Origin of the sequence: Pseudomonas sp. MF6767 (genome assembly GCF_016405475.1) — a bacterium.
In the GTDB taxonomy this organism is placed as follows: domain Bacteria; phylum Pseudomonadota; class Gammaproteobacteria; order Pseudomonadales; family Pseudomonadaceae; genus Aquipseudomonas; species Aquipseudomonas paracarnis.
Map to the genome: position 1 here is coordinate 16,739 of NZ_JAEKCY010000011.1, position 22,531 is coordinate 39,269.

A 22,531-nucleotide genomic window follows, 5' to 3' on the forward strand; every position below is an offset into this window, starting at 1 on the left:
GGCTGCTTCTAGAGCTTTATTTTACGGTTGGGGTCACTGCCAGCCTTGGCAGGTTTGCTGACTGGCGGTTTCGATTTTGCCGGTGCTGATGAACCTGCAGGGCTGGTAGACGTAGCCGGTCTGGTGACAGGTGCTGGACTCAAAGGAGCGGTTGCCGGTGCAGGTGGTTGGCTCGTATGGATTGAAGTTGTTGGAGCCTTCTGACGCTCTTCTGCCGATGGGTCATCATCAAGGGTTATACCGGCACGTCTCAGAATGTCTGCCAGCTCGACGGCAGTTACATTTTCCGCGCTAGCGAAGTGTTCTATGACCTTTTTCTGCTCTGTCTTGCTGATGGTGAGCTTGTCCATGTGAGCGAAAGCTTCTGGCTCCATGCCCATCTTCACGCCGTACAGAAACCCGTAGAGCTTTGGACGTTGGTCTACATCCACGTCGAGCTTGCGGTTCGTGCGAAGGTACAGAAGCTTGGGCTTGGCATCAGGTTGAGCCTGCACAGCTTCAAGATGTTTTTTGACCTTCTCCTTGTTCGCTTCGATCAGCTTGTCACGCTCAGCATCGAGCATCGCTTGGGCTTCTGCCTTCAATGCTGCCGATGGCGTGTAGTTCGTGATTTTTATATCGTGCAACACAGACTGGATGTACATGAGACGCTGAATCTCAGGGTTGTCGGTTCCCTTGAATTCCATTTCACAGAAGCCCTGCGCAACCAAAGCTTGGATCGCTGCCTTCGCAGATGAGGCATTGGCTTGGTAGACCTTGACCGTACCGTCATGCTCGATCTCGATCTGCTTCCTGTCCGTCCATTTACTTTTCAGCGCGTTCTCAAAGCCGATCCCGCTGGTGAGCGTCTGCTTGTACGCACCAGAGCTGTTGTAGCGACTGATGAACTGCTGGAGGGTTTCGTGTTCGAGGAACCTGAACTTCGGCAGTCTCTTCCTCGCCTGCTGCTCGTATTTTTTCTTCCCTGCGGCGCGCTGAGCTTCCTTGTGGAAATTGATGAGATCCTCAATCTCATTGTGGATCGACAAGCTTTCGTCAGGCGTGGCAATGAAGTGTTCGGGGTTCAACACTCCAGCCTTTAGGGCTGGGAATTTGATGTTGTCGCTGGTTGAGTAGAACGACCAGCTACCCACAAACCTTCTCCCGTTGGTGTCTACCTTGTAGGTCGGTGTGAGCATCACGCCTAGCTCTGCATACAAGGTCTTGTTCAGCTCAACGACATTCTTGCTTGAAGCTTCATTCACAAGCTTCACAGCGGCTGAGATGACCTTCGACACATCCCTGCTGATGCCGTCCTTCAACCTGAAGCGTTGATAGGTCTGCCAGTTTTCGAGTACGCGCTTGTCGTAGAAAGGGAGGTTTGCGATGGATCTAAATTCCTCGCCAAGGTCGGCATGGTGTACCTGCACGTCCTCGTATTTCGCCGTTGATTTGGCTTTGGTGTAGCGCAGAGCAAAGCCAGCTTCCTTCAACTGCTCCGTGATTTTTGGGTGTGAGTAGTCTGACCCGGTGTGCTGGGCAAGAATGGCATGGAGCTTCGTGTAGACCTCAGCGTGGTCGCCAGTGACCGCCTTCGTCACCTTGTCCACCTCGACCCTCATGCGTTGGTTCAGGCGCTTGTCATGCTCCATACGCAGAAGGGTGGGGTGCTTCTTCTCAAGCTCGTACTTCACATCATCAGCCATTTTGATCATGCCGTGGTCCTGCTTGCCACGGTAGAAATCGTAGTACTGACCATCAATGGAGTAGCTGCTCATCATGATGTGGATGTGAGGGTTGCCGTCTTTCAGGTGCGGAACAATGTCGTAGTAGAAATTGATTTCAGAGCTGCCTGAGAATTTTTGCAGGACCGATTTCGCCAAGTGGCAGAGAAATTTGGCTTGCTCTTCGTCGGTCTTGCAGTGCGACAACTCTTCCGGCTTGCAGGAGATGATGAAGCGAAAAGCATCCATCTGCTTGCCCTTCGACCTTGGGCGGTTGTTGTTCCCATCAGCGGCATGGTCGCGGAAAAAGGCAGCACGGTTCGCAGCGAACTCCTTTCGGTACTGAACCATCTCTATAGCAGATAGGGTCTTCTCTGCCTGCGCTGGATGGAGCATTGCAGCGGGAATGTTGGTCTGTGCCCACTCGCGTCCATAGTGAACGTCAAGCTTTGTCTTTTTATCAATCTTGGGTTCAACAAGGTACTCAGAGTGTTTCGTGAGGCTTTTCAAACCTCTGATTTCCGGTGAGCCTTTGCTTGTCTTGGCAGGCTTCGCGTTGGTCGAAGCTGACGATTGAGATTCCTCTTTGTTTGTGAAGTCAATTACCATTTATTGTCTCGGTTGTTTTTATTTTATACCACGAATTTTTTTAACGAGAGTGACAGCCTCGTTGTGTCTTCTCCATAGTCCTTTGAAAAGGTCAACGGTATAGGATTTATTTTCAAGGTTTAGGATATGCGCCGTTTCAACATCTTTATTCAGCCTCTGGTAAATATCCAAGGCTTCGAGGATATCAGGATGATTGATTGGTGCGCCGCGTTTGTACAGCTTCACGTTTCCAATCAACTGCCTGAGCATAGGCTTGAGTTTCAAGTGAGTTGAACGTAAAACTTTCTCCGTTTCTTCATCAGTAACGAATGTCATTCGGTCATTCAATCCACCAATGTCCAAATCTAAAGCGAAGGCTTTCTTGGCTTCATAGACTGGTCCGTCAGTGATTTCATAGAGCGTTTTACCTTCCATGATTTTGTCTATGTCTTTGGATAGCTCGATACGTACCTTCAAGAAATCCTCGAACAGTTTCTGAAGGTTGTATTGCTCGCCCTTCGCTGAGAATGACTGACCTTCTGTGAGATCGCGAAGCTGTGATATATTCGCGTTGGTGCGGTTGAATTTCGTAGCAAGGTCTTTGGTGTCTGACTTGTCTGCGGCGTTGATGATGAGAGCACCGTCCCTGACAATGCTCATTATCATTTCAGATACTCCCTGCTTTTTCTCAAGCAGATAGAACCTTTCTTGCTGAGCAAGCTTCGCCGCATCGATCTGGAATCCGTACTCGTCTACCTCTTCTGATTTTACCTTTTTGATGAAGCCAGCAAGGTACGCCAAGTCCGTCAGCTTTTGACGGAACTGGGTAGTGCATCGAATTTCGAATTGTACTTTGTCGTTTGCTTTAGCCATGAATCACCTCCGCTTATTGATTGGAAGTGAATCGGGATTTGACCACTTGGAAGAAATCTACGAAATTATCTGTGCCGGTGAATTGGAACAGATACGGGAAGCCTCTCTCAACTTCTGAGATTTTCGTCTTGGTAATTGCTTCGATGTTGATGGCGTGCTGACCTTTACCTTCCTTCAAAATTTCTTCGTGTAGACGATTGATTCTTTTCAAGAGGTTAGTGTTTTCAGTAGCCTTGTTTTTCTTTGTGGTTTTGTTTTCTTCAACAGTTTGCTTCAAGGCGTTGCGGTCGATCCTAGCCTTCGCAGCTTCTTCGTCAGAACCATCAGCGATGACAGAGGCAAGCTTGTCTATCTTCTTCTCATCGTTTTTGATTCGAGTATCAAGCACGCTGATTGCCTTGGCTATTGAATCGTAGGTGTATTGTAGATTGGCTACTTCGTTTTCTTTCTCTGTAGGGATTTTTGCGTTAGCCAAATCGTTGGTGTTTTGGTTTGTATCGGTCATTTTAAGAAATGGTTGTTAGTGAATTTATTATACCATTTCGGCGGTTCTGGATTTTAGGTTATGAAAACAGCTTGAAAATCAGTAGCTGAAACAGATGAAAAAGTCTACAAAATACAGAAATCAACAAGCGGAGCGCGTAGTCTTAGTAATAACGTGCGCGCACTGTTAATACTCCGTCCTTGCATGCTTTTAAATCTTTAAAAAAATAGCTTCTCGAAAGACAACAGTGCGCCAGATTTGGCGTTCTTCTCGTCTGACAGTGCAGAGGAATCGACCATTCTTCTTTCACGACAGTGCAGCGAAAATGGGTGGTTCTGATCAACAACAGTGCGCCGATTTTGGCGATCCTTTCCTTAAGACTTTCAGTTTGGATCAATGCTTTTCAGATTTTTTCGGAAGGGGTAAATTCTTTTCGTTTAACGAGGGGTTCGGGCTAGTCGCAATGGTATAATTGGGGAATAAACAAATATAAAATGAATATGTCTAAATACAACCACGAAGAGGAATCCGAAACGGTTAAACAAATCCTCGCCGACCTTGAGCTTCACCTTAAGACCGAAACCACATCTGAAACTGATCATGAGAAACACAAAGCAGAATCAATCAAGCGTGTCATGGTTGGTGATAGATTTGTCTCAGGCTTACCCATCAATACGATTCGTCATTTGATAATCCCTTGCATCCTTGCCTTCCTCCTTTACAGGAATCTAAGCTCACTCTTCGCCGGTGTCTCAGGGATGATGATGGGCTTGAATGTCGTTTCCATCCTGTTCTTCACGTCCATAGCTGTGTACACCTCCTTCAATTTTCTCAAAGCACAAATTGCTCTTCGCGCTTCAACCTTCGAACAACGAACCAGCGTTGCAAAAATTTCCTTGCGAAGAATTTTGCTGGAAGGTGGCGATGCTGAAGGCTCTTTCCTTCTAAGACGCCAAGGCTTGATCTTGGAGCTGGTTGCCGGTCTGGTCCTACCAACGATGGTCTTCATGGTCACTTACGTAGTCATGGACACGCTCAACATCTTTGCAGTGAACGTGGTGTACGTGGTCCTTGCCTTGGTCGTCCTGATAGCGTTCCTCAATGTTCCCATCAACGCGATGAGAGCGAGAGCCATGGAGGAATTGAAGCGCTTCATGTGAGTGTGTAGAAGGGTAGGAAGCCAGATCGATTGGTCTGGTTTTTTTGTGCCAGCGATCTGCCTGGTGCCGGTCCCTTGGTTGCACAACCGTCCTGTGATGCCGTGTGAATGGTGAAGGTGGTTGGTCCTGCTGGTAGGATGCTACCACTCAAATTTTTGGAAGGGATGCGGCTGTGAGCTTCAACAAAAAGGAAGACAGATTGAAGTCTGCATGGATCTGGATTGGGTTCGCCGTGTTCGTATTTGGGGTGGTCCTCTTCACTACCTATGGCATGAAGCTAGGACCTATCTCGAACGACCACGCTGCATGGTCCAGCTTCGGTTCACTCCTCAGCGGCTTCTTCATGATTGCCAGTACTGGTGCCACGGTAGCCACACTTTTCTTCCTAGCGCATCAGAACAAAGAGATACAGAAGGTCAACGAGTACCAGCGCGAGGTCACACAGGCTCAATTGGCTGCGATGAATTTTGAGCAGTACATCAACCATCGTCGGCTCTTCATGGATAGGCTGGTGGAGCTACAGACCTCGCACGAAAACAAATTCGTCTTCGTGGATGGTGAGAGCCTTTATAACCAAATTTTTACGAAGAACGGTCCTACCAATCTTGTGTTCAAGGTTGACCTAGACGACACAGTGAGCGGTGAGAACCTGCTGCGCCGTATCGGCACTAGACTGGATCGGTTGGAAAAATTCTTGGACCAGTCCCAGTGGGATCACAACGAGACCCGTAAACTCGTTGGCATGCTGATTGACGTTTACGGTGATCTCCAGATTCGTTGGACTGGCGAAGCCTTCGACGGCGACGTTATGTTTTTTGGAAAAAATACTGGGATTAATATTTACTCCTTGGATGATTTTCTAGCCGTAGCCAAGTCGATCTATAATTCAATTCTGTGTTACGCCGGGAACAAGAAATTCGATGGATTCAATAAATCAATGATGCGCTACCCCCGCGACGCCTTGATTGAATTTTTCCTCGAGTGCCACAAACTTAAAGATGCAATTGACGTGGTTAAGATTATTCCGGGTCTTGCGGTGATGGAGCGCCTGTATTTAGATCTGGAATCCTTTCGAGGCTTCGACAGTGACTGGCTTTTGAAAAACTCTTACTCTTTCTTGTTGGATGTGTTTAGGAATAAGGAAAAGGTTAGGGTGCTAAAGGATGATGTTTTCATGGCTAATTTTATTTCTGTTGCTCAACAGGAATGCGCTTTGGCTTTGAATGCTGTTGGTGAGCAAGATGAGAATTACCCTTTGCTCCTTAAAGCTCAGGAGCAGATAAATTCGCTTCATGTCCGTTCTTAATTTCTATCTCTATATAGAAGCCAACCTTGTTGGCTTTTTTTACGACTGCTATTCATTAACGAACACAATTTTGAAACCTCTTGCCGAAATATTGACACGCTACGAATTACAGAAATAATTTTAGCTTAGGCTCCGGTTTCCGAAATGCTGTATGGTATAATCAGAGGTATGACAAACTATTTATAAAATGAAAAAATCGAAATTAGCGTTAGGCTTCATAGCAACAATCCTTTCTTTCTCTTCAATCCAAGCAATCGCGGACGAAGCTCAAGAGCAATCCGGTGCTTTGAGCACCAGCGTGAATGTGGCAGTTGATGAAAGCACAGCACCGAAAGAAATAATCTCTGTCGTAGGTCAGCCGGTTTACCAGAATGGCGAAACGGGTGTGACGGTTTATGCAGCACCTGAACCAGCACCGATTACCGTAGATAATTGAGGTTCAAATAAGGAGTCAGGCAAGCCGACCATTGCAGTCGGCTTTTTGATTTTTGGTCAGTGGTGAAGGGTGTGCTCGATGGCTTTGGTATTGAAATCCTCCAATACGCCTCGAACCAGATCCATCGCGTCAAAGCTGAAATTGAGCGTTCTGCTCGAATGCACGTACTGAACGTCAAGGGTGTGAATCTTGCCCCGCTGCCCTGACTGCAGAACGATGTAGATGCTTGCTGGTGTGAGGGTGATGGACAACGGCTTACCGACCTGTGATTCGTCGAACGGCACGTTGCGGTCGAGCCATGTGACTGCTGGTACAGGGGAAACCGCCCCGTCTTGGAAAAGCATTTCCAGCGAGTCTATGGAGATGGTGTTGTCACCTGCCAAGGTTGCGACAGACTCTGCGTCCTTCCCATCAATCGCGAGGGAAAAATCAACGTAATCGGTCTTGTTCAGAATGCCTTCAATCTCGACCTTCTGTATGAATCCATCCCAGTCAGAGCCTTGCGGATCTCTGAGCCGCTTGAGGCTTATCCCATAGAACTTGCACAGGTTCACCACGCCTCTCTGGAAGCCAACGGTGGTGAGTAACACGCCTTGGCTATTCGGAATGTCCGTGAGCAAGCCAAGTAGGTTTCGGGCGTGGATCAGGTCGATTTTAGATTGGTAGTACTTGCACTCCACCAGTACCTGATGCTCGATGCCGTCCTTCAAGTATCGCCAGTACACGTCAATCTGGTGAGCTACACCTGAACGCCCGGTGATCTGGACGTTGTGTATAACCTCAATCGTCTCAACCTCAGTAGTGGCTAGGATCGCTTGGTAGACCTGCTGGGCAACCTTCTCGTATTCGGTGCTGTTCTTTACGTCGAGCATTGCGGTTGTCCTATAGCGAGGATGCGGAGAGCTAGCTGACGACTGTGGTGATTCATTTTCCACAGCATTGCTTGAATTTCTTTCCTGAACGACAGGCGCAAGGCTCGTTTCTTCCTTGCTTTAGGCGATCTTGAGCTATTCCCAGCGTTCTCATGTGCCCGGTGATGCTTTTGCCAGCTCGATGGGACTTGGACATATCTATGAGCATGCCCATACGTTCCGCTCGGTTGCTGTGCGGGTAGCCTTGCTCGTCGTAGTATGCCGACACGATCATTGCTGCTTCGACAAGTTTGGGGTTGTTGAGTAGCGTTGGGAGCGACTGACGAATATCTGTAATGGTTTGCCTGCCAAGCGAGGCGGATTCCTTGGAAAACTGTGAACCTGCCGGTTCGCTTTCAAAGCACTCCTGAAGCATCGACGCTGCGACAACCATCCCCTCGATACCCTGCTCGAATTTCAGTAGGTATTTGGCATAGGCGATCTTCGCTTCATTTTGAAGGTCAGGGACGTGCATACAGAAAAACAGGTATTTTTTAGCGTCCTCGATTTTATAAGCGGTTGTTAGCCCGCTGGTGATAGCGTTGGCAAGAATGAACATCGCTTTGGGATGACCTTGCTCGGCTGATTTAGCAAGCCACTCGTATGCAAGTGCGTCATTTGGCTCAACGCCCAAGCCTTCCGCGTAGCATTTCGCAAGGTGGAATTGACCGTGTGGGTATCCAGCTTCCGCCGAACGAACTGAGTATTCAAAAGCCTTCTGCTTGTCTACGGGTGTTCCCAAGCCTTTGGCATGCATTTCTGCAAGCTCTGCCAGTGCTACGGGATGGTCCAGTTGAGCTGCCTCTGTGAAGTTGTACAAGGCTTCTGGAAGGTCTACGTCGAAGCTGTTCGAACCATCGCGCAGGTAGATACCAAACTGAACCTGAGCCTCTGCGTAGCCTTTTCTGGCTGATCGGGCAATGCAACCTTGACCCATGCCTTTCATGGATTCGTCCTTGCCATTGGCGAGCGTCATGCCGTACTCATACAGGCTTTCACGGTGGTCTTGGTGTTGAGCAAGCTTGAACCACATCTGAGCTTGGTCTAGGTACGATTGGTACTCCTGACCGAAGAAGCCGCTGCCTGCCTTTCGAACATCATCATCGTACTTCGCTGCTCTGCCTTGAAAGTATTTGCCTGCGAGGTACTGGGACTCTGCGTCACCTTCGACCATTGCCCTGTAGCTCATCGTTTGCAGGAAGTCATCCACCGGCTCAGTCACCTCATAGACAGGGACAGAGGCGGTCCCATGCATAAGCTGGTAGGTATAATCGAGTAGGCTCAAACATTCCTTGATGGACGATTTAGCAATTTCCAGATATTCAGAGTCGGATAGCTCGTATTCGTCGGGATGAGCGCCTTTGTTCCCATTTTTCCTGACTATGGTCAGGGAATCCGCAACGTCAAAATTAATCAGATTGGATTTTTTTAGCTTGGAAATTTTGTAGTCAAGGTCTGCGCGCAGGTCAATTTCGGCTGAGAAGTAATTTATTATTATATTGCAAATGACTACCGCCAGTGAACGCTGATTGATTAGCGATGGCTCAGGAAGGACGATGAGCTGAGATTTCGCTCTGCCGTAGAATTTTCCAACGTCAGCCGAGATGCTTTCTGCGAATTCGTAGTCGTTCATTTCTCAATCCTAAAAATCTGGAAAACCGTCAATTGCCGTTCAAGCCGCTGTCGCGTGTTAAAAGGCGGCGCTTCCAATGGATTTCCTTGAGCATCATTTCTTCTTTGCCTGTGTGCTTGTCAGCGATTTCGAGGATGCTGAATCTGAATTTCTCCGCGAAGCCCTTGCCGCGTTTGGTGTGCAAATCTCGAATGCGCGTGTTCCCACCATGCCCGCTGTTTGCGTAGTTCGACCATCGATCCCACAAGCCGCCAGTGCCAGTCGCGGAGCCGACATAAAGCTGATGCTCGCCTTCCGTGCGGTCAGAGATTAGGTAGACCCCTGCCACGCTGGAGAGGGCTGTCTGCCATGATTCCAAGCCTTGGTTGACGATGATCTTCAACTCGCCGTGGGACACATCTACTTCCTTGAAGCCGGGGAATCTGCCAACCGTCATTGGCTTTTCGAGGATGGAGGACACGACCATGCTTTTCAGGCACGTTTCAAGCCATAGGTAATTTCCGCGAGGCTTCGTGTAGTCGAGGATCAAGCGTCCAGCCAGTTCGGCAAATTCGGGCACTCGGCGGTAGTCGTACACAAAGTCACGCTTCTCCTTTTTGGTCTTCGTGTCGTTGAGCTTCAACGAGTCGTACACACCAGCCAGAAGCCATTTCTTCGTGCCGGGAAGCTCGACCAATCCAATGACGTACTCACACTCGAAATTCCTGCGGGACTGCCACGATTGCCACTCATCAAAATCCCCGGCTAGGTACACATCCATCGGATGCTCGATCCCGTTGTGCTGAGCGAGATGCACCTTCGTGTTTTGGGCTGTAAGGGACGGTAGGAGGCTTGTCAGAAGCTGGATCAGCATGGCTTGGCTCTGGTGAGTTTGTGAACGGCAATCGCCACGGATTCACTCGAATCGCGAAGGGAATCAACGTCTATGTTGAGGGATGGTTGGTTGATGCTCTTGAACGTCAAGCACGCGAGTTCTTGCAGGATCTGAGGATCTGCAGGCTTGTCGATGGCATGACGAATTGCAAGAGCCAGGTCTTGCTGTGACTGATAGGTGTAGACGTGCGTGCGAGCTGGACGAAGCCTGATAAGCGACCGAGGCTGATGACGCTTCACGGTGAAGGGCTGGGAGAACACTCGCCTTTGCAGGCGGTAAGCGCCGTTGGCTAGAACGTGTGCCGTTTCTTCCGGGTATTGGCTGATGAGATTGATGATTTTGGAGGGTAGAGCATCAAAACCAGTCTTTACCGCTTTGCCTTTGGGGAAGAACGTCAGGTAGAGACGGTACATCTCGTCTTCGAGGTTGATCAATCCGTTGTTCATGTCGTCAATCCGTGTATTGGGTCATGCGCTTTTCCATCGTGCGGAGGCTGTGAGACAGCATCAATAGCCTGCTAGCATTCATCCTTCATAATAGGTGCCATACTCACTGATCCAGAACCGCTTGAACAGGTCATGGTTACCATGAGGCTGTCTAGCGTAGCGACCAGTACCTGATTGCCTACCTTCATACTCATCTATGGATAGCCAAATGTCTTCACATATCACGGATCAGCTCACAAGGCTGTTGAAAGCTAATACGGCAGCTCCTTTCTTGTTCATAGGTTCAGGTTTTTCGCGGCGATACATTGGTCTGGAAAATTGGGAGGAGCTACTTTCAAAATTTTGTGAAAATATAAAAAGCTTTGGCTTTTACAGTTCGCAAAATAATAGAGATATGCCTAAAACCGCCAGCGATATGGCTAAGGATTTTAACCCGGTCTGGTGGGAAAATGATGAATACGCAGAGTCTCGGGGTTTGAATGAAGGAGGTATGGATAGTGTTTCGTCTGCGTTGAAATACGAAATATCTAAATATCTTCGCGAGATTAGCAGTAACAAGCCGTCTGACGAAAAATTATTACAAGAGCTTGAGGTGCTGTCCAGAATAAATGTTGATGGAATTATCACTACAAATTGGGATCTTTTTCTTGAGGAGCTTTTCCCTGATTATCAGGTCTTCGTGGGTCAAGAGGAACTGTTGTTTTCAAATCCCCAGTCGATTGCCGAAATTTATAAAATTCATGGTTGCTCGTCTCGCTCGAATAGCTTGGTGTTGACATCTGAAGATTACGAAGAATTTGAAGGGAAAAACCCTTATTTAGCCGCTAAATTGATAACATTATTCATCGAACATCCTATAATTTTTATTGGCTACTCGATTAGCGATAAAAATATCCAAAAGATTATTGAGTCAATAGTCAACTGCCTTGGGCAAGACAAGCTGGATAAATTCGGTAGAAATTTGGTATTTGTACAACGACCTAGGAATGGTGAAGCGCCAAGCTTCAATGATGCGATAATGTCCATTGGTGATACCCGGCTTTCAATCACTGTAATCAAGACAACTGATTTTTTAGAAATATACGAAGCTATAGAAAGCACGAAACGGAAGATCCCAGCGCGAATTTTAAGATATTGCAAAGAGCAAATGTATGATCTGGTTCGGGATAATGATCCAGAAGGGAAGCTGGCTGTAATTGATTTGGATCAAATCGAAAATAAAGATGACGTAGAATTTGTCATGGGGGTTGGTGTTGCAAAAGATGCTGTATCGTCCCTAGGATATATTGCAATCACAGTAAACGATATTCTTCTTGATATAATTGGGGGCGGTTCCAAGTTTAATTCTCACACGCTCTTAAAGGATTTCTATCCGACTTTGATAAAGCGGTCAAATAAATATATTCCAATTTATAAACACTTGCGGGCAGTGGGAATAAATTCTTTGAGTGATTTAAAGGCTTCCGAATATTCCAATTTAGAGGAGGTTTTGCGTAAGGCAACTCGGGAGGACTATAGAATAAAGCAATATCAAAAGCAGTTTTCTACTTTGTATGCAGGGTTGAGTACGGCTGAAATAATAGCTAACCTCACTAGTGAAAAAGCTGCAATCATGATACCCCAGCAAAATGATAGCGATATCGACATTGCCGCAGTTAAAGATTTTTTGCAAGCGAATACGACAGGGTTGGCTAGCGGGAACTATGCCACGTATTATAGAAGGCTTGGCTGTCTCATTGATTTGATTGAGGACGGATTTCCGCTATAAGAGTGCCACCGACTAATATTTTACAACTATTGGTTAAATTTTGGCTGCATTCATCCATTGGTTGAGGATTTGGCTTCCCATGTGCTGAGCAGGTACAGAGCAAGCGAGCCAGCGAGGTTTACCGCCAGTTCAGCATGGCGTGGAGCTGGTTTCACACCGGCTTTGCCAGTGCCGTGGGAATCGCTCAGACGGTTCCTCAAAGCGCCCAGTCCCTCGACTACTGACGTGCATCCGCCAAGGATCTGCTTGAAAACCTTCTCTGTGTGTTGGGAAGGTGCAAGGTTGAGCAATTCAGCGGTTTGCCGGTACAGCTTGTTGAGGTCGGGGCTGTCGTCGTACTCGATCCCAGCTTCTTCCAAGATGTGTTTGCAGACGGATTCCAGAAGCGTGCGCGCCATAGTGATTGCGCCTTCTGGATCTGTGGTGCGCCGTTCCAACGATTTCGTCCAAGCAACCCTCACATGCTCCGAATCAAACCGCTCAATCGCACCTGTGACAACGTGGTCTGCTGGTGACGATCCACCTTTCACTACGTAGTCCAGCAATGGACGAAATTCGTCCCACAGGTAGGTCCGGCGTTCGGCATAGGTGCCGTATTTGTTCTTGATGAACTGCCAAAACTGGCTGAGGCTGCGGCATGTGTTCACGCATCGAGGGACCATCGTAGCAAGGGTGGGATCGTCGAGAATCGTGCGCCTGAGCATCAGATACGCGGCGTCGTCTTCACTACCGCCTGTAGCCTGCGAGACCAGCATGTGCTGGAGAGCTTCTGCTTCTTCTGACAGTGGATGCATTTTCTACCCTGAGTGCATTCGAGCGTGGTGATGCCTGCGGAATGAGTTTACACCATACCGGCTAAGAGCCATCTGTGGGGGAGGATGATGGATCGGGTAGGTCCAAAGCAGGTAAAGTAGGGGATTGATTTGCAGTCTCTTGGAACCCCTCCGAATGCCTCTACTGTCTTGGTTCAACCGTGATGCCGACCTGACGCGGGCTGCCCTTGCGCCTTACCGTCTGCTTGAGCCGGTTGCTGAACTGTCTCATGGAGAGCCGGACTCTCCGAACATGCTCATCGAGGGCGACAACCTTGACGCCTTGAAAGCCCTGCTGCCGTACTACGCCGGTCAGGTGAAATGTATTTTCATCGACCCTCCGTACAACACGAAATCAGCGTTCGAACGGTATGACGACAACCTAGAACATTCGAAATGGTTGTCGATGATTTACCCCCGGCTGGAGCTTCTGCGGGAGCTGATGAGTCAGGAAGGCTCGATCTGGATAACCATCGACGACAACGAAGCTCACTACCTGAAAGTCATCTGCGACGAAATTTTCGGTCGAAAGAACTTCATCGCTGAAATCATTTGGCAGAAGCGCACATCACGCGAAAACCGGGCGGCTGTAGGCTCGTCTCACGACACGATGCTTGTGTACGCAAAAATGGAAGCGTCCAAGTGGAAGAAGTACCGGAACCTGCTTCCGTCCAACGATAAAGGCTACGGCAATGCCGACCAAGATCCTCGCGGACCTTGGCGATCTATCCCTTTCTCCGCGCAGGGGTTCCGACCTAATCAGATGTACCCAATCACCAGCGATTCCGGTGACGTCCATCTGCCTCCCAAAGGTCGATGCTGGGGCGCTATAGAGTCGGTATTCAATCGATATCGCACTGAGAATCGTGTCTATTTCCCCAAGGATGGGAAAGGTAAACCTCGTATTAAGCGTTTCCCATGGGAAGACGAAGGTCTGGTCCCGATGACGCTTTGGCACGCTATGGACGCTGGCACCACTGAGGAAGCCAAGAAAGAAATTCTCGCTCTATTTGAGGACGTTGAAGCTTTCGATACACCAAAGCCCGAACGTTTGATACGTCAGGTTTTGGAAGTGGCAAGCAAGCCCGGTGATTTGGTGCTCGACAGCTTCCTAGGTTCAGGCACCACGGCTGCGGTCGCACACAAAATGAAGCGTAATTGGATAGGCATTGAAATGTCAGCCAACGCACGGCTCTTCTGTGAACCGCGACTGCGCAAGGTGGTAGATGGTGATGCAGGCGGCATCTCTGAAGCTATGGGATGGATTGGTGGTGGCGGTTATCGCTACTACAAGCTCGGCGTTCCAGTCTTCGATGACTCAGGTCACATCAGGGAAGGCATCTCCTTCGAGCAACTGGCGGCTCACGTATGGTTCGCTGAAACGGGCACCGCTCGGTCGTCATCCGCCGAAAAATCCCCTTTCCTTGGTGAGCATCACGGCACGTCCTACTACCTCCTATTCAACGGCATTCTTGGTGATTTGACTGCGGCTGGCGGCAACGTCTTGACCAAGCGGATTCTCAAAGCGTTGCCGAAGACTGATGGTCCTATGGTGATTTACGGAGAGGCGTGCGCAATTCCATCTGAGCTTCTTCTGGAATCGAAAATCACCTTCCGGCAAACCCCATACGACATTAAGGCTCGTTGATCATGGCTCTGACGCTAAAGCTTTACCAAAACCGCGCATTGTCGAGCCTTGAGAAATTCCTCGATGTGGCACGTTTGGAAGGACCGTCAAAGGCATTCGAGCAGACCGTTGATGTAGGGCTGGTCAGCGACTACAAACTAATGCCGGGTTTGCCTGAAATCCCATACGTTTGTCTACGCATTCCTACGGGCGGCGGGAAGACGGTGATGGGTGCCCACATCATCCAAATCTGTGGTTCATCCTACCTCGAGCGTCAGTACCCTGTTGTTCTCTGGATGGTGCCGACGACACAGATTAAGACTCAGACTATTGAAGCTTTTCGCGACCACCGTCACCCTTATCGCCAAGAGCTTGATGACGCCTTTGGCGGTCAGGTTGCAGTATTCGACGTAGCAGAGTTCACACGGATTCGTCCGGCAGATTTGGTCACTAAGGTCTGTGTAGTTATCTCTACCGTCGCAGCACTGCGTGTTGATAAAGAAGAAGGGCGTAAGGTCTACGAACATCATGAAGATCTTGAGGGGCATTTCACTGGCTCTGCAAGTCAGCTCCAACATCTCGACAAAGGAAAGGACGGAAAAGCGGTCGCGTCTTTCGCAAACCTTCTCAAGCTGCATGGTCCGCTGGTCATCATGGACGAAGCCCACAACGCCACGACGCCGCTTTCCTACACGGTGTATGAGCGTCTTGGTCCAAAGGCTGTGGTGGAGCTTACAGCCACTCCTGATGTATCCAGCTCGAACGTATTGGTCAGCGTTTCTGCATTCGAGCTGAAAGCAGAGAACATGATCAAATTCCCTGTGATCTTGAAAGAGCACAATGGGGAATGGCAGGTAGCAGTCAGCAGTGCCGTAGCACGGCGAAAAAGCCTCGCCAAGACGGCGCTGGATGAACCTGAGTACATTCGTCCAATCCTGCTCATTCAGGCTGAAAATGCTAAGAGCGAAGCCACGGTTGAAGAGGTCAAACGGCACCTCATCGACACTGATGGTGTGGACGAAAAAGCGATTGCTATAGCCACTGGCACAACACGAGAAATTGACGGAATCGACCTGTTTGCCAATAACTGTCCTATTGAAGTCATCATCACCAAGCAGGCTCTGAAAGAAGGCTGGGATTGCTCCTTTGCCTACGTCTTTTGCTCTGTGGCTCAGGTTAAATCTGACAAGGATATTCAGCAGCTTCTTGGGCGTGTTCTGCGCATGCCGTATGCGGTCCCTCGCCGTCAAGAAGCCATGAGCAAGGCGTATGCACACGTCACCACGGATACCTTTGGTCGTGCTGCAGGTGAGCTTACCCAGTCAATCATCAATATCGGTTTTAACCCGATGGAAGCTGCTGCCGCCATCCGTAAAGAGAAGACCCCTGAGCTGGCACTGCAAGGCGGTCAGATCGGCAGTCCTGAGCTTCCTGTGTCACGGGTTTTCGTGGCAAAGGCTCCTGACTTTTCGAAGATTCCTGAGCGGGACCATGAGCGGGTTCTGTTCGTGCTGGATGCTGAAGGACCTGGTGGTGTAGTCGAGCTGAAAGATGAACTCGATTTGCTGACCGTTGAAGCCATTGTTTCGACCGTTTTAGGTAAGGATAAAAAGGCAGCGGTCGCTGCTGAGGTAGAGAGGCATCAGCAAGCTACAGTGGCTGCTAAAGCTCCTAGTGAAAGGGGAGTGGTCTTTCAGGTTCCACGCCTTTACTCGGTCGAGCAAGGTGAACTTGAATTGGTTGACCGTGGCGCGGTTTCAGCGTCGTTTAGTTGGGATCTGCTGTCGTCTCCACCAGATCTTTCATCGTTCCGTTTTGACGAATCGAGCATGACGTTCGAGGTGTATCTGGACGATAAAACTGTCCAGTTTCAGAACATGAAAGACGATGTTCAGACGTACCTTCCCGGCTTCGCGCAAGACCGTACAGCGACAGACCTGATTGGTTGGTTGGATCAGGAAATACGTGAGCCATCAATCAAGCAGCCAGTCCTTCGCGAATGGTTGCGTCGAGCCGTTACCGTACTGTTGGAGGATCGCGGCTTCTCCCTGTCACAGCTTCTCAAAGGTCAATTCATTCTTCGTAGAAAGCTCGGTGAGCAACTGTTGCTGGCTAAGAAGAACGCCTATGACGAAGGATTCCAGCAGGCTCTGTTCCACGATGATTTGGAGCTGGTCACATCCTCAGAACCGGACCATGCGTTTACCTATCCGGCAGACATGGCGCTGTACCCTGCTACCTCGTACTACGCTGGGTCGTTCAAGTTCAAGAAACACTACTACCCATTCCCCGGCATGCTTCCATGGAAAACGTCAAAGGGGGAGGACGCAGAGGAATACCTCTGTGCGCAGGCGATTGAGCTATTGGATGAGGTCGATTTTTGGGTTCGGAACCTCGTCCACGCAACACAGTTCTGGATGCCTACCGCGACTCAACGTACCTACCCGGACTTTGTGGCGCGGCTCAAGGATGGACGCCTCTTTGTGATCGAGTACAAGGGCGGCGACCGTGTGAGCAACGATGACAGCAAGGAGAAGCGCTTGATCGGTGAGCTATGGGGTAAGAAGTCAGGTGGGAAGGGGATTTACCTCATGGCGCAGAAGAAGGATGAGCAAGGGCGTGGCTTGCGCGAGCAGCTACTCAACGCCATCAACACAGCGTCCTGACGCTCAGTGTGGCGGCTCAAGTTACTTGGCTTTGAGCCGTCATAGGTCAATCACTCCATTGCTCATCCGCTTTTCACTCCCTGCCAGTACGCCATCCTAGAGGCGCATTGTACCCCTATCCTCTGCCGGTGAGGCAGAAGCGGTCTTTACCAGAATCCTTTCCCTTAACTGAAAATCCGCCATCCCGATTTGGTATAATGAGGGCATAAACCAAATAACTCTAAATGAAGCACAAAATACCATTCGCTTTAATTGTTGGAGGAATCATCGTTTTCCCTCCAATCATTTCTCGCATTATAAACACAAGCCTTTTCATGTCTTTGGGTTTATCCACAAAAATAGCCTTTGCGCTATACATGTCCCTGACCTTTTTCATCATCGCTGCCTCACTAGCTACGATCTACGTAGCTGGAACGAAGCTCTCCCAAGTTTCTCAAGCCAAAAGGATCGAGCTAGACCGAATCAATGAGCGTGAAAATCCTCACGTTGGTAAGCCAGCAAAGGGGAAAGTCAGACTATCGAAAACCAAAGAAATAGCTCCAGTAGAGCCTGCCGAGAAAAAGAAAGGTTTGTTTGCCAGCTTCGCTGATGACTTATCCTCTGGCGGCGATTCCGGTGGCGATAGCGGCGGGGGAGGTGATGGTGGTGGAGGTGGTGACTAATGTGATCCAGCCGGACTTCATTTTTCAAATGGTAAAATTGTTCGATAACAATATGATCGATAATGGATAGAGATTGGATAAAAGATAAACACTCACTAAATGAAATTCAGCAAGAAAAAATGATTCGAAAACTGATAGAGAAAAGCCTACCAGTGGACCTGCGTCTGATGCGTATTGAATCTATAGATTCGCGCTTCAATAGAATCTTGGGCGTGAAATATTTTTGCTTCTCAAGAGAAACGGCTCAGAGCATTGTATTACATTGTCAAGTACATCAGTTGCCTTTTAAGGTTCGCACGATGGCTCCAAGCTTCATGGGTAATTATTATGAAACGAGGTGGGAATACAGATTTGTAGATGACGCCGATTAACAATCGGTTTTTATTTTTGAATTCGTTCAGCGGGAAGGTTCTCGCAGAGCGATGCCGGATGCTGGTGTCGAAAACGGTAGGTCTAGGCTAGAATCAATGAACCGTTTACCTAGAAGCCTGATGCGGAGTTACTTATGAGTGAACCACTATCACCTGAAACCATCACCATCATCAAATCCACAGCTCCGGCGCTGCAAAAACACGGCGTTGAGATAACGACGCGGATGTACGAACGTCTGTTCGTTGATCCTGAAATCAAGGCGCTGTTCGACGAAGCGGCGCAGAAATCCGGCGAGCAACCCAAGCGTTTGGCTGGGGCAATTCTTGCCTTTGCTAACAATGTAGATAGGCTTGAGGTCATAGACAGTGCGGTGAATAATATCTGCGCACGCCATGTGGCAACGCATATCAAGCCTGAGCATTACCCCGCCGTTGCTAATGCGCTTTTGCCAGCAATCAAGGAGGTGCTTGGAGAAGCAGCAACTGATGAAATTCTTAACGCATGGGGTCAAGCATACTGGTTCCTTGCTGACCTAATGATCAGTCGTGAGAAGGCGCTTTACCAAACCGCTTCGTAGTCAGCACTTCTTACACCTATTCGCATAATTGGCTCGCCCCGCTTGATAAGTAGGGCGAGTTTTTTATTGCTAAAATATTTCCTGTTATAGGTAAATTGGCTGGTTTCAATTTGGTATAATTCGTCTATAGACCAAATAATACTACCATGAAAAAATCTGACAAATCAAAAGCATTGCCCTACACAATATTATTCTATGGATTGATATTCGGGGCTATCTGGTACAAAAATTCCCAACCAGTTGAAAAGCATGGGCCTATGCGAATTGAACTAAAGCGTCTAAGCGACGATGTTCCATTTCATCAATATTGGAATGGAGTTTTTGATACTATGCTCAAGAGCATGGAATCAAAATGAAATTATACTAAAGAAACCGATTAGAAATAGTCGGTTTTTTTCGCCTCAATTTCGACGTTCAATATGGTATAATATGTTCACATAACTACAAACATTAAAATGCGTAACATTATCCGTCTAATTATGATCACGGTGCTTCTCGGCGCGGGCGCTCAAGCAAATGCGCAATCAGGTCTTTTATGGGGTATGAATGTATCCCCTATATGCAGTCTTCAACCGGGATTGAAGAACGTAGAAAACTTCGATGCCACTCCCTACGAAAACGATTTTGGATTCATCTGCAATGAGGATTCCGCTTTCACTCCGCTGGCTGCACTGTTTGGCACCGAAAGTGATAGCTTCGCACCATTGAAGCCAACCTTAAAGGACGCTGGTTTCGATACTGTCTATCCCGAAAACAACGCGCTGTCGTCAATGATGGCTTCTATACTCTTGATTGTTTCATTTGTGCTGATTCCAGCCGCTGTTTGGCTGATTGTCAGAATCTGTATAGAGGGAGCAAAGTCAGGGAGTGCATTAGCGACCTTCGCAAAATACCCTGTGAGACTTTTTGCTGTGCTGTTGGTGGCGATTTACCTTCTGTTTGGTGGCGCGATAATCATGTACTTCCCTACGATTGGGATTTTCATGGCGAATGGTCAGATTGCTGGGAAGGTGAAAAGCACCTTCGAAACAGGAAAGCTCAAGAATTCGCTGGAAGTGACTGAGAAATTTATGCTCAGTGCGAACAATGCAAGCCAGATTAAAATGGCTGCCGAGGAAGACGTAACCACTCAAGCGCTTTTCCAGTTCAACCATCCTCGCATGACGAAGGTACAGGGCACATTCTTCGGGTCCAATAGCCTCACGAAAGACGAAGCCCTAGAAGAAGCCGTTAAGCAAGGCAGCTTGACGATTGAGATCAACAAGGAAACCAAGCTGAATTTCGATGCTTCTAAAAATCTTGAAGACATCCTTAACGCATTTCAACTTGGGCGTCGTTACACGCTAACGAAGAAAGCTGAATACAGTCCTGAATACCGTGATGCCTATGGCTTTGAGACGGTTTACGGTTCGGTTGAGGTGGGATCGAATGGTGAAAACGTTGAGCAACAAGCGGGTGGTGAAAGCTTGAATGACGGGACGATGATGAACATGCTTCGTTCTGCACAGAAGGAAGCTGCAGAGTCGCTTGGACCTCGGTACGTGCCTCAGTTGGGTACGCTCAAAACCGTGATATTGGCGCAGTTGAAAGCTGGTGCCATCGATACAACAAACCCGTCAGCGAACCCTGCTGTGAAGACGGTGGTGGATTCCATACGCAAGAAGTACAGAGCCGCTTCTACCGATATTCGCACCAATACCATCCAGTACGACAGGCTTCAGGCAACCATGCCTCAGACGTATGACGTGGTTTCGGGCATAGCTGGTGCGACAATCTTCGCCGGGGCGAGAGGTCACGACATGACTAGCGATGGTCAATTGATTCGTGCGCAGCAAGACTGGATAAGAAAAGAAATCGTATTGCCATTCCGATCCGCTGTGTGTACCGAGGATTCTTACGCTTACGTAAACGCTACTATCATGGTTCAGCGCTTCAATGATATTCCCGGCGAAACGCCAATGAGCGATTTCATCAGGAACCATAAGTTGCTTGGATTGAATTTAGCCTGTGCTGAAATAAACGCAGCTACTCATAGAATCGACGTTCTTGGTACACAAAATCCAGAAGATGCAGAAGCTTTCAAAATGGACGCTTTAGCTGGTTCCCTAGCTAAATCTGAACTTGATTCCAGTATTTATCTAGGGATTAAGGATTCTCTTGCAGATGATAAAGCTCACGAAGGTGCTTTAAAATACGCGGTATGGCTCCAAGTTAAGGAAGGCGTGTTAGGTCTTGGTTTGGCTGATGTAACCGTTTCCAATTACCTCAATGCGCAGCAAGTGAAAGCTCGTTCATTGAACAGCAGCTTGTATTTCACTTTCAGAAATAGCGGAATCCAGAACTACAATTTCGTGAATTTATCAATGCTCAGAGGAACGAACGATATTGATTTGTCTGACGAAGATTTGAAATGGGTAGCCGATTCTTTCCCAGTGTTGCCATTCAGCATGCTGATGATTTCTTCTGTGACTAACGTAGCGCCTTCCTCATTGCTCAGCGACCAATCGGCTGAAAGCGCCTTCAACGTTGCTAAGCTAGTAGGGAATCTATTGTCGGTAGAAAGTAATTCCATAAAGCTTTTGGGCGGCATGGATCAAGGTAAATCAATGTATGACGGTGCAACTGAATGTAAGAATGATCCAAGCGTTTGCGAAGGCAATCCAACCGTGAATTTTGAAACTGGTATGAGATTGATGGGCAGTGAATCCATCGGTTATGCGAACAAGGTCATCGGAGCTTACGTTGTAGCAAAAGCCGTCAAGGAAGCGAAAGACATGGTTCCTACCGTGCTTGAAGCCAGCACTGCTGGTGTTGCTGATAAAAGCAGTGTGAGTTGGTTAAAGCTTGCTTGGCAGGGAGGAACAGTCATTTTTATGACTGCGGTTTATGGAACATTGATAATTGCTGGTGGATTGTTGCCAGTAGCCTATATGAATTATGGTATCGGTATTTTCTGCATGTATTTCCTCCCAATCGTTAAGATTTTCTTGATGATAAGCGTGATTATCGTGTTTAGCTGGGAAGTGGCGATACTCAAAGGGATCTATGCGCCGTGGCTTTTATTCAGAGCATTAATTGCGAATGACGACAAAGCAAGTGCGGGATACTTGAAAGATTTAGGTATGAAGCTTTTCAGAGTGGCATTGTTAATTCCTGCGTTTGTGGTCGTGTACAATTTCCTTGGATTCATGCTTGAAAACTTTGTACCAAAAAGGCTTATCTGGAGCATCCTGACGATGGGTGACGGTAGCTTGATGGCGCAAATCGTTGCATCAGTCATGGTTGCGATTGGAATGCTTTGGATTTACTTCTCATTCGTCAAAGCAATGAAAACCTATCACACTGAAATCATGACAGCATTAACTCATCAGCAAAGCGCTCAAGATGACAATACGTATGAAAAGGTTGTTGCGATAATGACTAATCCTCAGATGGTCAGCGCGTTCCAATTGGTATTGCAGCAAGGAACACAAGCTGTACCAAATGCTGTTAAAAACTATACTGATAAAGAAAAAGAGAATTTGAGAAGACAGTTCAGTGATGTACCTCGAAATCCAATCGTTCCGCAATCAAGTGATGGAACAAGAAAAAGAGAAGCTGAGTGATGACAAGCCTCGAAAGGGGTTTTGTTTT

Annotated in this window: 16 protein-coding genes and 2 pseudogenes; 9 read left to right on the top strand and 9 right to left on the bottom strand. The window is 48.1% G+C overall.

Annotated features, from left to right (window positions below; translation table 11 throughout):
• Positions 1 to 8 precede the first annotated feature (8 nt).
• Genes JFT58_RS17920 through JFT58_RS17930 form a run of 3 tightly spaced genes read right to left on the bottom strand, consistent with a single transcriptional unit; the run spans position 9 to position 3,669 of the window.
• Positions 9 to 2,312, bottom strand: a complete 2,304-nt coding sequence (locus JFT58_RS17920; RefSeq protein WP_198834446.1) for a hypothetical protein — start codon at positions 2,310 to 2,312, stop codon at positions 9 to 11.
• Positions 2,313 to 2,330: 18 nt separating this feature from the next.
• On the bottom strand, positions 2,331 to 3,164 hold the full coding sequence (locus JFT58_RS17925; protein ID WP_198834447.1) for a hypothetical protein: 834 nt from the start codon (positions 3,162 to 3,164) through the stop codon (positions 2,331 to 2,333).
• A 13-nt stretch (positions 3,165 to 3,177) separates the two neighbouring features.
• Complete coding sequence (locus JFT58_RS17930) at positions 3,178 to 3,669, bottom strand: hypothetical protein (RefSeq protein WP_198834448.1); 492 nt, start codon at positions 3,667 to 3,669, stop codon at positions 3,178 to 3,180.
• Positions 3,670 to 4,142: 473 nt separating this feature from the next.
• On the opposite strand from JFT58_RS17930, the gene JFT58_RS17935 reads away from it, so the two are divergent.
• The 3 genes from JFT58_RS17935 (at position 4,143) to JFT58_RS17945 (ending at position 6,550) form a co-directional block, all read left to right on the top strand.
• On the top strand, positions 4,143 to 4,808 hold the full coding sequence (locus tag JFT58_RS17935) for a hypothetical protein (protein WP_198834449.1): 666 nt from the start codon (positions 4,143 to 4,145) through the stop codon (positions 4,806 to 4,808).
• A 172-nt stretch (positions 4,809 to 4,980) separates the two neighbouring features.
• Complete coding sequence (locus JFT58_RS17940; RefSeq protein ID WP_198834450.1) at positions 4,981 to 6,114, top strand: hypothetical protein; 1,134 nt, start codon at positions 4,981 to 4,983, stop codon at positions 6,112 to 6,114.
• Between the two features lie 187 nt (positions 6,115 to 6,301).
• Positions 6,302 to 6,550: a hypothetical protein gene (locus tag JFT58_RS17945; protein ID WP_198834451.1), complete on the top strand. Its 249-nt coding sequence runs from the start codon at positions 6,302 to 6,304 to the stop codon at positions 6,548 to 6,550.
• 56 nt (positions 6,551 to 6,606) lie between these two features.
• On the opposite strand, the gene JFT58_RS17950 is transcribed toward JFT58_RS17945, so the two are convergent.
• The 5 genes and pseudogenes from JFT58_RS17950 to JFT58_RS17965 form a co-directional block, all read right to left on the bottom strand.
• A complete protein-coding gene (locus JFT58_RS17950; protein ID WP_198834452.1) occupies positions 6,607 to 7,422 on the bottom strand; it encodes a restriction endonuclease in 816 nt (271 codons plus the stop codon).
• 52 nt (positions 7,423 to 7,474) lie between these two features.
• Positions 7,475 to 7,561 (bottom strand): annotated as a pseudogene (locus tag JFT58_RS30820) (SEC-C metal-binding domain-containing protein); the annotation flags it as partial.
• Between the two features lie 480 nt (positions 7,562 to 8,041).
• Positions 8,042 to 9,094: pseudogene (locus tag JFT58_RS17955) on the bottom strand (tetratricopeptide repeat protein); the annotation flags it as partial.
• Positions 9,095 to 9,122: 28 nt separating this feature from the next.
• On the bottom strand, positions 9,123 to 9,947 hold the full coding sequence (locus JFT58_RS17960; RefSeq protein ID WP_198834454.1) for a GIY-YIG nuclease family protein: 825 nt from the start codon (positions 9,945 to 9,947) through the stop codon (positions 9,123 to 9,125).
• Positions 9,941 to 10,414 carry a hypothetical protein gene (locus tag JFT58_RS17965; protein ID WP_198834455.1) on the bottom strand — a complete coding sequence of 158 codons (474 nt, stop codon included), beginning with the start codon at positions 10,412 to 10,414 and terminating at the stop codon, positions 9,941 to 9,943. Before JFT58_RS17965 ends, JFT58_RS17960 begins: the two co-directional genes overlap by 7 nt.
• A 208-nt stretch (positions 10,415 to 10,622) precedes the next feature.
• Here JFT58_RS17965 and JFT58_RS17970 point away from each other — a divergent pair, with 208 nt between their 5' ends.
• Positions 10,623 to 12,182, top strand: coding sequence for an SIR2 family protein (locus JFT58_RS17970; protein ID WP_198834456.1), 1,560 nt, complete (start codon positions 10,623 to 10,625; stop codon positions 12,180 to 12,182).
• Between the two features lie 50 nt (positions 12,183 to 12,232).
• On the opposite strand, the gene JFT58_RS17975 is transcribed toward JFT58_RS17970, so the two are convergent.
• Complete coding sequence (locus JFT58_RS17975) at positions 12,233 to 12,976, bottom strand: abortive infection family protein (RefSeq protein WP_198834457.1); 744 nt, start codon at positions 12,974 to 12,976, stop codon at positions 12,233 to 12,235.
• A gap of 154 nt (positions 12,977 to 13,130) precedes the next feature.
• On the opposite strand from JFT58_RS17975, the gene JFT58_RS17980 reads away from it, so the two are divergent.
• From JFT58_RS17980 to JFT58_RS18000, 5 genes are all read left to right on the top strand, one after another.
• Positions 13,131 to 14,642: a site-specific DNA-methyltransferase gene (locus JFT58_RS17980; protein WP_198834458.1), complete on the top strand. Its 1,512-nt coding sequence runs from the start codon at positions 13,131 to 13,133 to the stop codon at positions 14,640 to 14,642.
• A gap of 2 nt (positions 14,643 to 14,644) precedes the next feature.
• Positions 14,645 to 17,287, top strand: a complete 2,643-nt coding sequence (locus JFT58_RS17985; protein WP_198834459.1) for a DEAD/DEAH box helicase — start codon at positions 14,645 to 14,647, stop codon at positions 17,285 to 17,287.
• Positions 17,288 to 17,511: 224 nt separating this feature from the next.
• Positions 17,512 to 17,949 carry a hypothetical protein gene (locus JFT58_RS17990; RefSeq protein ID WP_198834460.1) on the top strand — a complete coding sequence of 146 codons (438 nt, stop codon included), beginning with the start codon at positions 17,512 to 17,514 and terminating at the stop codon, positions 17,947 to 17,949.
• Positions 17,950 to 18,454: 505 nt separating this feature from the next.
• Positions 18,455 to 18,898, top strand: coding sequence for a globin domain-containing protein (locus JFT58_RS17995; RefSeq protein WP_198834461.1), 444 nt, complete (start codon positions 18,455 to 18,457; stop codon positions 18,896 to 18,898).
• Positions 18,899 to 19,353: 455 nt separating this feature from the next.
• A complete protein-coding gene (locus tag JFT58_RS18000) occupies positions 19,354 to 22,503 on the top strand; it encodes an efflux RND transporter permease subunit (RefSeq protein WP_198834462.1) in 3,150 nt (1,049 codons plus the stop codon).
• The last annotated feature ends 28 nt before the right edge of the window (positions 22,504 to 22,531 follow it).

Bases quoted from the DNA above. Each gene is read 5' to 3' on its own strand.
- JFT58_RS17920 (WP_198834446.1), bottom strand. From the start codon at position 2,312: ATGGTAATTGACTTCACAAACAAAGAGGAATCTCAATCGTCAGCTTCG.
- JFT58_RS17925 (WP_198834447.1), bottom strand. From the start codon at position 3,164: ATGGCTAAAGCAAACGACAAAGTACAATTCGAAATTCGATGCACTACC.
- JFT58_RS17930 (WP_198834448.1), bottom strand. From the start codon at position 3,669: ATGACCGATACAAACCAAAACACCAACGATTTGGCTAACGCAAAAATC.
- JFT58_RS17935 (WP_198834449.1), top strand. From the start codon at position 4,143: ATGAATATGTCTAAATACAACCACGAAGAGGAATCCGAAACGGTTAAA.
- JFT58_RS17945 (WP_198834451.1), top strand. From the start codon at position 6,302: ATGAAAAAATCGAAATTAGCGTTAGGCTTCATAGCAACAATCCTTTCT.
- JFT58_RS17950 (WP_198834452.1), bottom strand. From the start codon at position 7,422: ATGCTCGACGTAAAGAACAGCACCGAATACGAGAAGGTTGCCCAGCAG.
- JFT58_RS17960 (WP_198834454.1), bottom strand. From the start codon at position 9,947: ATGCTGATCCAGCTTCTGACAAGCCTCCTACCGTCCCTTACAGCCCAA.
- JFT58_RS17965 (WP_198834455.1), bottom strand. From the start codon at position 10,414: ATGAACAACGGATTGATCAACCTCGAAGACGAGATGTACCGTCTCTAC.
- JFT58_RS17970 (WP_198834456.1), top strand. From the start codon at position 10,623: ATGTCTTCACATATCACGGATCAGCTCACAAGGCTGTTGAAAGCTAAT.
- JFT58_RS17975 (WP_198834457.1), bottom strand. From the start codon at position 12,976: ATGCATCCACTGTCAGAAGAAGCAGAAGCTCTCCAGCACATGCTGGTC.
- JFT58_RS17980 (WP_198834458.1), top strand. From the start codon at position 13,131: ATGCCTCTACTGTCTTGGTTCAACCGTGATGCCGACCTGACGCGGGCT.
- JFT58_RS17985 (WP_198834459.1), top strand. From the start codon at position 14,645: ATGGCTCTGACGCTAAAGCTTTACCAAAACCGCGCATTGTCGAGCCTT.
- JFT58_RS17990 (WP_198834460.1), top strand. From the start codon at position 17,512: ATGAAGCACAAAATACCATTCGCTTTAATTGTTGGAGGAATCATCGTT.
- JFT58_RS17995 (WP_198834461.1), top strand. From the start codon at position 18,455: ATGAGTGAACCACTATCACCTGAAACCATCACCATCATCAAATCCACA.
- JFT58_RS18000 (WP_198834462.1), top strand. From the start codon at position 19,354: ATGCGTAACATTATCCGTCTAATTATGATCACGGTGCTTCTCGGCGCG.